This window comes from Longimycelium tulufanense (assembly GCF_014645795.1).
Taxonomy (GTDB): Bacteria; Actinomycetota; Actinomycetes; order Mycobacteriales; family Pseudonocardiaceae; genus Longimycelium; species Longimycelium tulufanense.
Genome location: NZ_BMMK01000018.1, coordinates 1 through 13548 on the forward strand (window position 1 = coordinate 1; position 13548 = coordinate 13548).

Genomic DNA, 13548 nt, shown 5'->3' on the forward strand with positions numbered 1-13548 from the left:
TACGTCATACCTCCTGGTCAGGAACCTACATAACCCCTGAGCCACAAAGTCTGACGCGCGACACGTTCCTGAGCGGAACGGGCGGCTGATCGCGGACGGGTCACCCGATCTTGCGCGGAGTTATCCACAGGGGCCTAAATGATCCACAGCTGGCGATCTTCTGTTGGTGCTGTGGTTGTGGCTGGTCGATCCTTGCGTTGCGTCAGTGATCAACCCGGCGCCGGAGCGGGCGGCGGGGACCAGGAAGGAGCGACATGAACGAAGTGACGGTGACGGTCATGGGCTACGTCAACAGCACGCCAACGGAACGGCGGACCAGCGAGGGCAAGAAAGTGGTCAGCTTCTGGCTGGGCAACACCGAGCGACGGTTCGACCGCAACAGCGGCAAATGGGAGAACGGCGACCGCCTCAGCGTCCGCGTGAGCTGCTGGCGCCGCCTCGCGGACGGGGTCGCCACCAGCCTCGCCAAAGGCGACCCGGTGCTCGTCACGGGTCGCCTGTACAGCAGGAACTACCAGGTCGAAGGTCAGTGGCGGTCGGCAACCGAGCTGGACGCCCACGCCGTTGGACTCGACTTGGGGCGCTACGACGCACTACCGAAAGGAGGTCCGCCCGCTGCTCGTCACGAGGACCCGCCCGGTAGTGCGGATCCCACCACGACACCGGAGGAAGCGGATCCGGCGAAGGAGGTGGGCACGCAACGCAAACTCGCACTGGTGGCGACCTGACCTGGTCGTCCCCATCCGTGCCCAACTCCGCAAGGGAGTCACGGGCACACGATCCGGCCCAGTCCAACTCTGGGCCCTGTGACAAACAGCCATAAATCGGACACACGCGCTTGCTCACCAGCCTCGCATCCACGGCGCTCGGGTGCCCGGGAACCCGACGCCAGCGGAGCGACGTGATGGAGCGGCCAAGAACAAGACGCCAGGGCACTACGCGTAGGCACAGGGGTACGAGAGCCAGGCTCAAGGGAACGAGGGGACAGGGGTAACGAGGGCCTCAGGGAACAGATGAGGAGGGGAACAGCAGGGGACAGAGCCCAGTGGTGGCGATCAAGTAGCGCGACGACACGGCGTCCAGGACGCCGTCACTAACGAGAAGCGGACCCAGGGCCGGGTCACGCTGTCGACGGTCCGCCGACAGCGTCCGTCCGGGGTCGGACCGCGCGCCAGGAGCGGTCCGACCTCCCCGACCAGCCGGTTGACCAGTGACTTGCATCGCCTGATAGCGGGAGTGGGCCCACCGCGGTGCCCACCCAGAGCCCACCACTCTACGATCGCGGCCATGGCCGAGTTCATCTACACCATGCGGAAGGTGCGCAAGGCGCACGGGGACAAGGTCATCCTCGATGACGTCACCCTCAGCTTCCTCCCCGGCGCGAAGATCGGCGTTGTCGGCCCGAATGGCGCAGGCAAGTCGAGCGTGCTGAAGATCATGGCGGGGCTCGACCAGCCGAACAACGGTGACGCCATCCTGTCGCCGGGGTACAGCGTGGGCATCCTGCTGCAGGAGCCGCCGCTGAACGAGGACAAGACCGTCCTGGGCAATGTCCAGGAAGGGGTCGGCGAGATCAAGCAGAAGCTCGACCGGTTCAACGAGATCGCCGAGAAGATGGCGACCGACTACTCGGACGAGCTGATGGAGGAGATGGGCCGGCTTCAGGAGGAGCTGGACCACGCTGACGCGTGGGATCTGGACTCCCAGCTGGAGCAGGCCATGGACGCGCTGCGCTGCCCGCAGGGGGACTCCGAGGTCAGGCACCTCTCCGGTGGGGAGCGGCGCCGGGTTGCGCTGTGCAAGCTGCTGCTGAGCAAGCCCGACCTGCTGTTGCTCGACGAGCCGACCAACCATTTGGACGCCGAGAGTGTGCTGTGGCTCGAGCAGCACCTCGCCCAGTATCCGGGCGCGGTGCTGGCAGTGACGCACGACCGCTACTTCCTGGACAACGTGGCCCAGTGGATCCTGGAGCTGGACCGCGGCCGCGCCTACCCCTACGAGGGCAACTACTCCACGTATCTGGAGAAGAAGGCCGAGCGGCTGGCGGTGCAGGGCCGTAAGGACCAGAAGCTGCAGAAGCGCCTGAAGGAGGAGCTGGCCTGGGTCCGCTCCAACGCCAAGGCGCGCCAGGCCAAGTCCAAGGCCCGGTTGCAGCGGTACGAGGAGATGGCCGCCGAGGCCGAGAAGACCCGCAAGCTCGACTTCGAGGAGATCCAGATCCCGCCGGGGCCGCGGCTGGGCCAGGTGGTCGTCGAGGTGGAGAACCTGCGCAAGGGCTTCGACGACCGGCAGCTGATCGACGGGCTGTCGTTCAGCCTGCCCCGCAACGGCATCGTGGGCGTGATCGGGCCGAACGGCGTCGGGAAGACGACGCTGTTCAAGACGATCGTCGGGCTGGAGCAGCCGGACAGCGGCTCGGTCCGGGTCGGCGAGACGGTGAAGCTGTCCTACGTCGACCAGAACCGGGCCGGGATCGACCCGAACAAGACGGTCTGGGAGGTCGTCTCGGAGGGCCTGGACCACATCAACGTGGGCCAGGTCGAGATGCCGTCCCGCGCCTACGTCAGCGCCTTCGGGTTCAAGGGCCCGGACCAGCAGAAGCCGGCCGGAGTGCTCTCCGGTGGTGAGCGCAACCGGCTGAACCTGGCGCTGACGCTCAAGATCGGTGGCAACCTGATCCTGCTGGACGAGCCGACCAACGACCTGGACGTGGAGACCCTGGGGTCGCTGGAGAACGCGCTGGAGCAGTTCCCCGGCTGCGCCGTGGTCATCTCCCACGACCGGTGGTTCCTGGACCGGGTGGCAACGCACATCCTGGCCTGGGAGGGCACCGAGGAGAACCCGGCCCAGTGGTTCTGGTTCGAGGGCAACTTCGAGGGTTACGAGAAGAACAAGGTGGAGCGGCTCGGCCCGGAAGCGGCCCGGCCGCACCGGGTGACCTACCGCAAGCTGACACGGGACTGAGCGGAGCAGCCGACGGTGGCGGCCAGGGGCGTGGCGCCGACGGAGGACGAGGCGGGCGAGCTGTTCGAGCCCGCCTGGCGCCTGCGGTGGCGCGCGCCCGAGCTGGCCATGGTGCTCGCCGACCGGGCCGGCCGGACCGCCATGCTGCGCCGGGACGAAACCACCCGGCTGCGGGCGGAACTGCTGGCGGTCTTCGCGCTCAACCGCCTCGGCCGCGGCGTGCTGGCCGCCGAGCGTGCGGTGGTCGCGCTGCGCGCGGCCGAGGCGGAGCGGGAGACCGAGCTGGCCCGGCTGCTCCGGGTGGAGCTGGCCTACTGCGCGCGGGCGGCGGGGGCGCCGCTGACGGGGTTCGGCGTGCTCCGGCCGGTGCTGGCCGACGACGACGTCCCGACCGGACTGCGCGCCGCCGCCCTGGTGCAGCTCGCCGAGTGCATGGCGCACCTGGGTCGCGGCGGGGAGCTGATCGACTCACTGCACGAGGCGGACCGGCTGTACCGGGACGACGAGCAGCTGGACCACGACGTGCGGGTGCTGGTCCGCGGCCAGCTCCGGGCGGTGGCCGCCGCCCACCACCGGCGTTGGGGCGACCCCGATGCGGCCGCGGACGCCGCGCGGGACGGCCTCGCCCTGCTCGCCGAGCTCCGCGCGCCGGAGAGCGATGCCGGGCTGGTCAGCGGCCGCCTGACGGTGGAACTCGTGTGCGCGTCCCTGGACGCCGACCAGCCCGACGACGCCCTGGCGGCCGCCGCACCGGTCCTCGACCGGCCGGTGCGGGCGCCAGCCGCCGAGCCGGTTGGCTGGACCCGGGTGGCCCTGGCGACCCGGCTGCACCTGCCCGCGGGTGAGTCGGCCGAGGCGAGCGATCTGCTCCGCGACGCCGCCGACAGCGCGCAGCGCCACCAACTTGACCCGCTCCTTGCGGAGAGCCTGATCTCTCTCTCGCACGTACACGAGAGCGCGGGCGATCTCGGGGAGGCGTTGTCCTGCCTGCGCACCGCCTACCGGGCGGAGCGGCGCCGGCAGCGTGCCGTGCACTCGGTACGGGTGCGTCTGGCCGAGGAGTTCGCGGCCATGCGCAAGGAATTCACCGCGCTGCGAGGCGAACCCGCCGGGCTGCGCGGCCAGGTGGCAACGCTGCTCCGACCCCGGGAGACCGGCAAGGGGAGGGCTTGGTCCAGCGGGCAGGCCGCCAACCTCGGCCGCACCGGCGAACCCACCTCCCCGGGAACTCACGGCCCGCCGGTCCCATTCGCCCGCTCGGCCAAGTCCGGTCCAACCGGTGGGGAGTACACGGGCGACGATTCGCCGGGCGAGTCGCGCACGGAAGCGCGGCTCACGCCGCTCTGGCCGGGCCTGGGTGTGTCGAGCCACACCGAGCGGCCCGGCCGGGACACCGGAGCGAGCGTGCTTCGCTCCACCCCCGCCGAGGCCACGCCGACGGCCTCGGATTCCGCGGTCGCGGCGGACTCGCCGGGTCTCCCGGCACGGGCCTTTGACCTCCTTGCCTTCGGGCCCTCCGCGAAGGCGGGCGGGCACTCCGAAGCAGCCGCGACGGGCGGGCGGCGCCGGCGCCGCCCACCATGGGAGGACGAGCCGCAGGCTCGTGCCGCGGCCGCCGAGCCTCCCGGGGCGGACCGGCCGGCGACCGGGGCCCCGGACGACAGTGCCAGGGTGGGCGGAAGCATGGCTGGTTCCGGATCGGCGGCAATCCCGTTGGTCGGTGCGTTGCCCGCGGAAACGTCGGGCACCGACGAGGAAGCACCGGCGGCTGGTGGGGAATGGCAGGTGGTACCCCGCCGACAGGGAGGCCGTCGGCGCCGCAAGGACGACCCGGACGAGGACGAGGCGACCACGCTCGGCCCGCCCGACCTACCGGCAGCGGCCGGCAGCGCCCTGAGCATGCTCCTGCAACCACGGCCCGGACCGGACGACAAGCCGGCCATCGGGCCGGTGCCAGCCGAGCGGGCCGGGCCGAGCCCGGGCCGTCACCGCAGCATCGAGGAGCGGCCACCGGGCGTGGACGACACCTCGGTCGGGTCGGAGGGCCGGCTCGCCGCGGAGTCGCTCAACGCGCGGGAGGAGTTGAGCGACGAGGGCTACGTCGGGAAACGCCGGGCCCGCTCGGCGGACGAGGCCCCGGCCACGACGTGGTCCATTCCTCTGGGGGACAAGCCCGCGGGTGCCAACAGGCCATGGGATGAACCGACCGGGCGGCGGGCACGCCGTGCAGCGGCTGAGACCGAGCATTCACCCTCCTATGACCCACTTCTGGGACCGCTTCCGATCGGCGAGTCGGGGCCGAAGCCGCCGCTGGCGAAGGAGGACATCCCATCGGGAACAGGCTTGGCGGGAGGGCTCGGCGACTCGGATCCGCTTTCGGCCGCGGGGGTCCGCGACGCATCCGTGTCGGAGCTCGCGGGTCTGGGGTCGCGGCCGCCTTCCGAACGAGATGCTGGGGCGGAACTCTCGGTGCGGGCTACCGGGCCGGGATCCCCGCGCGGTGACGCCCCCGCGGGAGGCTCCTCGCTCGACGGCGATCCGACCGGGTCGGGCAAGGAGCGCCCCGGGCTGGTGCCGGGGTTGCCGGGATCCGGTGCACAACGCCGGCCGGATCCGTACCCGGGGCCGCCGCCGGTCCCGCCCACACCGGAACCAGAACCGGTGCCGCCAACCCCGGAGCCGTCGCCGATTCCGCCGATGCCGGAACCCTCCCCGATCCCCCCGTCGCCCGAGCCGACCCCGGTGCCGCCGACGGAGCCCCGCCCCCTTCCGGAGCCGGAGTCCGCACCGAAATCCACGTCCTCGCTGCCGCTGGACATGGCGGCGGTGCGTTCGACCGACCCGCGGGAGCTGGTCGCCCAGCTGATGGCGGCGGTCGCGCACAGCGAGCGGGAGGAGCGGGACGACGAGACGGCGGCACGCACCACCGGCGGGACCACCCCGGCCACCGCGGGTGACTCGCGGTCGTCCAGCTCGGCCGAGCAGTCGTTGGGCGGCGCCCGAGCCGCCGCGGTGTCCGAGGGCAGGCGGAGGAGGGAGGTCGAGCAGGAGGCCATCGAGTCGGCTTCCCGGAGCAGACATCTGGAACCGGTCCGATCCGACCCCACCCGTGCCGAACCGGACCTGCCCGCGAACGCCAAGCTCGCCGACCTGCTTGCCGAGGCGATGGCGGCCTACGAGGCGACGCGCCGGGAGCACCCGGAGATGGACGGGTTCGACACCGCGCGGTCTGATCGCGGTGCGGATCAGTCATGGAACAAGCCGGCGTCAGCCCATCGAGAGGATGTCGCCACGGCTGCCGAAGCCGGCACGGAAACGGACGGCACGGAGGGCCGGGAGACCGACGAGGAACGCACGCTGCCCCGCACCGCCCCGTTGGTGGCCGAGGAATCATCGCTGCTCGTCCCCTCGACGCCCAGTGGCATCGATCCACTCGACTGGCGCGTGCGGCCCAACGCGCCCGCGGTCTCGTTCGACGCCGACCCGCTGGATCCGGACGCAACCCCGCCCACCGGCCTGCCCCCGCTCACCGCCGTCGACGAGCAGCGGTTCCGCCCCGGTCTGCTGGACGGTCCGCAGCTGTCCGACCGGGTCGGCCGGCACGGCCTCGCCGACGCACCCTCCGACGACGTGTGGACGCCGCCGGACACCCGCCGCTCACACGGCCGCTAGCGATGCGTTTTTGCGCTGGGGAGGATGAATCGTCGTAACCGCGGGCTTCCGACGGACAAGTCGTTCGGGGTGGGGTGGATCTCTTCGCGCATCGTTGGGGCGGTTCGGGCTGAGACCGAGCTGTCTCGGATGAGGCCCCATGTCCACAGTGGACGGATTGGATGATGCAGTGGGGTTGCGGCCACTCGATTCCGCGGAAACGGGGCCCGGTTGTTGCGTCGATCCGGATGATCCGCCCGAGGGTCGGTCACGCGCGAAGATGCGGCAAGGTACCCGCCGCCGCGCGTGCGCGTGGGAGGAAAACCGCACCCGCGGCGATCTTGGTCGTAGCGAAAGCTCATGATCGAAAGATGTGACGGAGTACTCAACGGCGGCTTCCGGTCAGCCAGCGGCCCGCGTGTCGCGGGGGCGTTTCGTCCTCGGCGTCGGGGTACCCGCCAGTAGCCGGACGGCGGGATCGGTCCCGTGGTTGATTCCCGCCGGCTGCTCGGGGCCCCACATCAAAAAACCGCAGGCCCGAGCCTCCGACCGGCCCCCGATCACCGACCGGGGATGGTTAGGGTTGAAGGTGGTCCTGGCACAGCGGCGTGCCGGAGAACGCGTGGAGCTACCTGTAACGATGACCTCACTCTCGGCGAGCGCAGCCCCGTCCCGAAACGAACGCAGCACCGCACCCGACCAACCGTTCGAGCAGGCTCGTGACCACCTGCTGAGCCGGGCCGCGCAGGCGGCTCCGGAGCTGGCCGACCTGGTCGAGCTCTACTACCGGCACGTCCCGGCCGACGAGATCGCCCACGACGAGCCCGCCGACCTGATCGGCGCGGTGCGCTCGCACCACGGGCTCGCCGGGTCGCGGGTGCCCGGCCGGCCGGCGGTCCGGGTGTTCAACCCCAGCCGCGCCGAGGACGGCTGGCGGTGCCCGGCCACCGCGATCCAGGTCGTCACCGACGACATGCCGTACCTGGTCGACTCCGTGGCCGCCGAGCTGGCCCGCAAGGGCGTGCAGGTCCAGCGCGTGGTGCACCCCATCGTCGTGGTGCGCCGGGACGTCGCTGGCGGCCTGCGCGGGGTGTTGCCGCACGCCGACCCGGAGGAGCCGCCGGCCGACGCGCTCGTCGAGTCGTGGATGCTCATCGAGGTCGACCTGATCAGCGACCCCGAGCGTGCCCGCGAGCTGGAGCACCGCCTGCTGTCGGTGATCAACGACGTCCGCGAGGTCGTCGAGGACAGCGAGAAGATGTCCAGCACCGCGCTGTCGCTGGCCGACGCCCTGGAGCAGGCTCCGCCGCCGCTGCCGGAGGACGAGGTCTCCGACGGCGCGGCACTGCTGCGGTGGCTGGCCGACGGCCACTTCACCTTCCTCGGCTACCGCCACTACGAGCTGGTCGACGACTCCGACAGCGGCGACAAGGCGTTGCGTGCCGTTCTCGCCTCGGGCCTGGGCGTGTTGCGCCGGGACAGCCTGGCCGCGCGCAGCTTCATCACCGGTCCGGACGTCGCCGCGCAGGCGTTCTCACCCCAACTGCTGGTCCTGACCCAGGCGAGCGCTCCCTCCACCGTGCACCGGCCCGTCTACCCCTACTACGTGGGCGTGAAGACCTTCGACGCCAACGGGAAGGTGACCGGCGAGCATCGCTTTCTGGGCGTGTTCACCACCTCGGCGTTGCACGAGGACGTCATGGACATTCCGGTGGTGGAGCGGCGGGTGCGTGAGGTGATCCACCGCGCCGGCTTCCCGCTGGAGTCCTACTCGGGCCAGCGGATGCTGGAGGTGATCCAGAACTACCCGCGCACCGAGCTGTTCTCCACCGACCCGGAGTCCCTCTACGCCACCACCACCGGTGTGCTGTCCCTGGCGGAGCGGCGCAAGCTGCGGCTGTTCATGCGTCGCGACCCCTACGGTCGGTTCTTCTCCTGCCTGGTCTACCTGCCGCGAGACCGTTACACCACGGCGACCCGGCTGAAGATGCAGGACGTCCTGCTCGCCGAGCTGCAGGGCACGTCGCTGGAGTACAGCGCGCGGATCGGCGAGTCGACCCTGGCCCGCGTGCACTTCACCGTGCACACCGACCCCGGGCAGCGGGTGGAGCCGGACACCACGGCCATCCAGAACAAGCTGGCCGCCGCCGTGCGCAGCTGGGACGACCACATGATCGACGCCGTCCAGGCCGAGCAGGAGGCCGCGGCCGACGGGACGGCGCCAGTGAGCGGGGAGTCCGCCACCGAGCTGGGCCAGCGCTACGCGCGGCTGTTCCCGGAGGCCTACAAGGAGGACTTCGGCGCCGCCGAGGGACTGGCCGACCTGCGCCGGCTGCAGCGCCTGTCCGGCCCGGGCGATCTGGCCATGCATCTCTATGCACCGAGCGGCGAGGAGTCGCCCGAGCGTCGGTTCAAGCTGTACCTGGCCGGGGGGCGGGTGACGCTGTCCGCGGTGTTGCCGATGCTGCAGCGGACGGGTGTGGAGGTCGTCGACGAACGCCCGTACGAGGTGATGCGCGACGACGACGTCCAGTGCTGGATCTACGACTTCGGCCTGCGCCTGGAGAAGGTGGCGCTGGACTTCCTGTCCGCGCAACCGGATCCGGAGAAGGCGCGGATCTGGTTCCAGGACGCCTTCGCCGCCGTCTGGCGCGGTGAGGCCGAGATCGACCGCTTCAACGCCCTGGTGCTGCGCGCCGGGCTCACCTGGCGGCAGGCCGCTCTGCTCCGCGCCTACGCCAAGTACCTGCGACAGGCGCGCACGCCCTACAGCCAGGACTACATCGAGGACGCCATCCTCGGGCACACCGAGATCGCCGTCGCCCTGGTGCGGTTGTTCGAGACCCGGTTCGACCCGCAGCTGTCGGCCCAGACCCGCACCAGCCGCGGCGAGGCGTTGCTGGACCGGATCACGCGGATGATCGACGAGGTCACCAGCCTCGACGCCGACCGCATCCTGCGCAGCTACCTGACGCTGGTGCGGGCCACGCTGCGGACGAACTACTACGTGCGCGACGCCGAGGGCCGGCCGCGCCAGTTCCTGTCGTTCAAGCTGGACCCGCAGGCCGTTCCGGACCTGCCCGAGCCGCGGCCCCGGTTCGAGATCTTCGTGTACTCCCCGCGTGTGGAGGGCGTGCACCTGCGGTTCGGCCCGGTGGCACGGGGCGGGCTGCGCTGGTCGGACCGCCGGGAGGACTTCCGCACCGAGATCCTGGGCCTGGTCAAGGCGCAGGCGGTGAAGAACGCGGTGATCGTGCCGGTCGGGGCCAAGGGCGGCTTCGTGGTGAAGAGACCGGTCCCGCCGACCGGTGACCCGTCCGTCGACCGGGAGAACTGGTGGAAGGAGGGCATCGCCTGCTACCGGATGTTCATCTCCGGCCTGCTCGACCTGACCGACAACATGTCGGGCGGTCAGATCGTGCCGGCCCGGCAGGTGGTCCGGCACGACGGCGACGACGCCTACCTGGTGGTCGCCGCGGACAAGGGCACGGCCACCTTCTCCGACATCGCCAACGAGGTGGCGGCCTCCTACGGGTTCTGGCTGGGTGACGCCTTCGCCTCTGGTGGCTCGGTGGGCTACGACCACAAGGCCATGGGCATCACCGCCCGCGGCGCATGGGAGAGCGTCAAGCGGCAGTTCCGTGAGCTGGGCGTGGACACCCAGAGCGAGGACTTCACCGTCGTCGGCGTCGGGGACATGTCCGGCGACGTGTTCGGCAACGGGATGCTGCTGTCCGAACACGTCCGCCTGGTGGCCGCCTTCGACCATCGGCACATCTTCATCGACCCGGACCCGGACGCCGCCTCCTCCTTCCAGGAGCGGAAACGGTTGTTCGAGCTGCCCCGCTCGAGCTGGGACGACTACGACCGCGGCATGATCAGCGAGGGCGGTGGGGTGTGGCCGCGCGCCCTGAAGTCGATTCCGCTGAGCCGGCAGGCCCGGCAGGCGCTGGGGTTGCCGGAGGGAGTCACCCGGCTGTCGCCCCCGGAGCTGATCAAGGCGATTCTGCTGGCCCCGGTCGACCTGCTGTGGAACGGTGGCATCGGCACCTATGTCAAGGCGTCCACCGAGACCCACGCCGAGGTCGGGGACAAGGCCAACGACGCGGTCCGGGTCGACGGCAAGGACCTGCGGGTGAAGGTCGTCGGCGAGGGCGGCAACCTGGGGCTGACGCAGCGCGGGCGCATCGAGTTCGCGCGCGCCGGGGGCAAGGTCAACACCGACGCGCTGGACAACTCCGCCGGTGTTGACTGCTCCGACCACGAGGTCAACATCAAGATCCTGCTGGACCGGATGGTCGACGACGGCAAGCTGGCCGCCGAGGAGCGCAACGAGCTGCTCATCGCGATGACCGACGAGGTCGCCGACCTGGTGCTTGCCGACAACTACCGGCAGAACGCCGTGCTCGGCGTGGGCCGGGCGCACGCGGCGCCCATGCTGTCGGTGCACGCGCGCCTGACCTCCGAGCTGGAGCGGCGTTGCGGCCTGGACCGGCAGCTGGAGGCGTTGCCCACCCCCGCCCAGTTCAAGGCGCTGGACCAGGCCGGGCAGGGGCTGACCTCCCCGGAGCAGGCCACCCTGATGGCGCACGTGAAGCTGGGCCTGAAGGACGAGGTGTTGGCCAGCGACCTGCCCGACGCCGAGGCGTTCGCCCGCCGGCTTCCGGAGTACTTCCCGACCCCGCTGCGCGAACGGTTCGGCGACGCCGTCTCCGGCCACCCGCTGCGCCGGGAGATCACCACGACGCTGCTGGTCAACGAGGTCGTGGACGGGGCCGGGATCTCGTATGCTTTCCGGCTCGCCGAGGAGATGAGCGCCAGCGCCACCGACGCGGTGCGGGCGTTCGCCGTGGTGACCCGCGTGTTCGACCTGAACTCGCTGTGGCGGGAGATCGACGCCCTGGACAACGTGGTGTCCACCGAGGTCGCCGACGACATGGTGCTGGAGTCGCGGCGGCTGCTGGACCGGGCGTCCCGCTGGCTGCTGTCGAACCGGCCGCAGCCGCTGGCCGTGGGCGCCGAGATCAGCCGCTTCGCCCCGGTGGTCGCCGAGCTGGCCCCACACGTGCTGGAGCTGTTGCGCGGCCGGGAGCGGGACGTGGTGTCCGAGCACGCCGAGAAGCTGGTCGCCGCGGGCGTGCCCGTGGGCCTGGCGCGGCGCGTGGCCTGCCTGCTCTACCTCTACGGCCTGCTGGACATCGCCGAGGTGGCGGAGCTGGCCGAGCGGGAGCGGCTGGGCGTGGAGCGCAGCCACCGGGAGACCGCCGAGCTGTACTACGCGCTGTCGGACCACCTCGACGTCGACCGCATGCTGACCTCGGTCGGTGCGCTGGCCCGGGGCAACCGGTGGCACGCCCTGGCGCGGCTGGCGTTGCGCGACGACCTGTACAGCTCGTTGCGCGCCATCACGCTGGACGCGTTGCGCAACAGCGACACCGGGGACAGCGTCGAGGAGAAGATCGCCAAGTGGGAGGAGGCCAACACCTCCCGCCTGGCTCGTGCTCGGGCCGCGCTGCAGGCGATCCGCGACTCCGGCCGCCTGGACCTGCCCACTCTGTCGGTGGCGGTGCGCCAGATCCGCAGCATGGTGCGGTAGCAGCGGCCCGCCGCGACACCGCGGGAAAACATCGCGGCGGACTGCGACGAGTATCGGGCGGGGCACGGTGTCCGGCAGGAAAGCGTCGGGCCCGTGCCCCACACGCCCGACCCTTGGTCCACTCGATCGTGGCCATCGGTACGTTGGTGGATACGGGTCGTCGCGGGGACAACGCCCGGTCACTCCAATCGGTCCCTCGCCGCCACGAGGAGGCGTTCTTTCTTGGGTGTGTTCGTCGCCGAGGTGCAGCCGCGCTGGTCGGACATGGACGCCTTCGGCCACGTCAACCACGCGAACACCGTGGTCCTGCTGGAGGAGGCCCGGGTCGCGATGTTGTTCGTGGAGGGGGCCCGGCACGGTGTGACGGGGATGGCACGGGGCATGGTGGTGGCCCGGCTGTCGGTCGACTACCACGCGCCCCTGGTGCACAACGGCGAACCGGTCCGCATCCAGATCGCGGTACGCGACCTGCGCGCCGCCTCCTTCGTGCTCGACTACAGCGTGCACGGCGGCCGGCAGGACACCGACCCGGTCGTGGCCAGCGCCCACACCCTGATGGCGCCCTACGACGTGGCCGCGGGACGGCCGCGCCGGCTCACCGACGCCGAGCGGGACTTCCTCGCCGGCTTCCACTGCGGAGGCGGCCGTGCCGGCCAGGGCTGACCGGCCGGAGCTGGTGATACCGGAGCGGGCCGAGCGCGACGTGCTCGGCGCGTTCGTGGCGCGCGCCGTGCGGCTCGACGCGCAGGCCGTGGTTCGGCTGCGCGACCGGGGCGGTGACGCGGGCCGGGTGGACGCCTGGTTCGCCACCCCGTTCGACGCGCTGGCCACCCGCTCCGTGGCGGGCCGGATCCAGCCGGCCGACGTCACGGTGCCGGGCAACGAGCTGCTGGCCGCGCTGGCCGTCGTGGGCGGAGAACGACTGGATCCCGGGCCGCCGCAGGATCTGATGTGGCGGTCGGCGCTGCCACCCGGCAAGGGCTGGCAGCACGTGGACGACCTCCCCGGCCGCGTGGTTGCCGAGCTGGCCGAGCGCGGCGTGGCCGTGGCACGGGAGAACACCGGCCCGCAGGGCACCCCACCGGCCTCGCTACTCGACCAGCCGGTGCTCGTCGTCAGCGGCGGAGGCTTCGAGGTCAAGATTCCGCTGCGGTGTCTGTTCGCCATGTCCGGCATGGGGTTCCTGGGCGCCGAGGTGGGCGAGGACGAGATCGTGCGGGTGGGTGCGACCGACTCCTGGCTGCGGCTCGACGCCCGCTTCGGCGCGGTCGCCCGGCGCCGCCACGCCCTCCTGCCCCTTCTCGTCTGACCCCCATCCCACCGGCGTGCGACCGAGC

Annotated in this window: 6 protein-coding genes; all 6 read left to right on the forward strand. The window is 71.3% G+C overall.

What is annotated here, in order from left to right; genetic code table 11:
* Window positions 1–254: 254 nt before the first annotated feature.
* The 6 genes from IEY55_RS18335 (at window position 255) to IEY55_RS18360 (ending at window position 13520) form a co-directional block, all read left to right on the forward strand.
* Window positions 255–728, forward strand: a complete 474-nt coding sequence (locus IEY55_RS18335) for a single-stranded DNA-binding protein (protein WP_189059490.1) — start codon at window positions 255–257, stop codon at window positions 726–728.
* Window positions 729–1287: 559 nt separating this feature from the next.
* Entirely contained in the window at window positions 1288–2964 is a 1677-nt protein-coding gene (gene ettA, locus IEY55_RS18340; RefSeq protein WP_189059492.1) for an energy-dependent translational throttle protein EttA, read from the forward strand.
* A 15-nt stretch (window positions 2965–2979) separates the two neighbouring features.
* Complete coding sequence (locus IEY55_RS18345; protein ID WP_189059494.1) at window positions 2980–6636, forward strand: hypothetical protein; 3657 nt, start codon at window positions 2980–2982, stop codon at window positions 6634–6636.
* 619 nt (window positions 6637–7255) lie between these two features.
* On the forward strand, window positions 7256–12211 hold the full coding sequence (locus IEY55_RS18350; RefSeq protein ID WP_189059496.1) for an NAD-glutamate dehydrogenase: 4956 nt from the start codon (window positions 7256–7258) through the stop codon (window positions 12209–12211).
* 222 nt (window positions 12212–12433) lie between these two features.
* Window positions 12434–12874 carry an acyl-CoA thioesterase gene (locus IEY55_RS18355; RefSeq protein WP_189059498.1) on the forward strand — a complete coding sequence of 147 codons (441 nt, stop codon included), beginning with the start codon at window positions 12434–12436 and terminating at the stop codon, window positions 12872–12874.
* Window positions 12858–13520, forward strand: a complete 663-nt coding sequence (locus tag IEY55_RS18360) for a DUF8185 domain-containing protein (protein ID WP_229686515.1) — start codon at window positions 12858–12860, stop codon at window positions 13518–13520. The genes IEY55_RS18355 and IEY55_RS18360 overlap by 17 nt, the downstream gene beginning before the upstream one ends.
* Window positions 13521–13548: the final 28 nt, after the last annotated feature.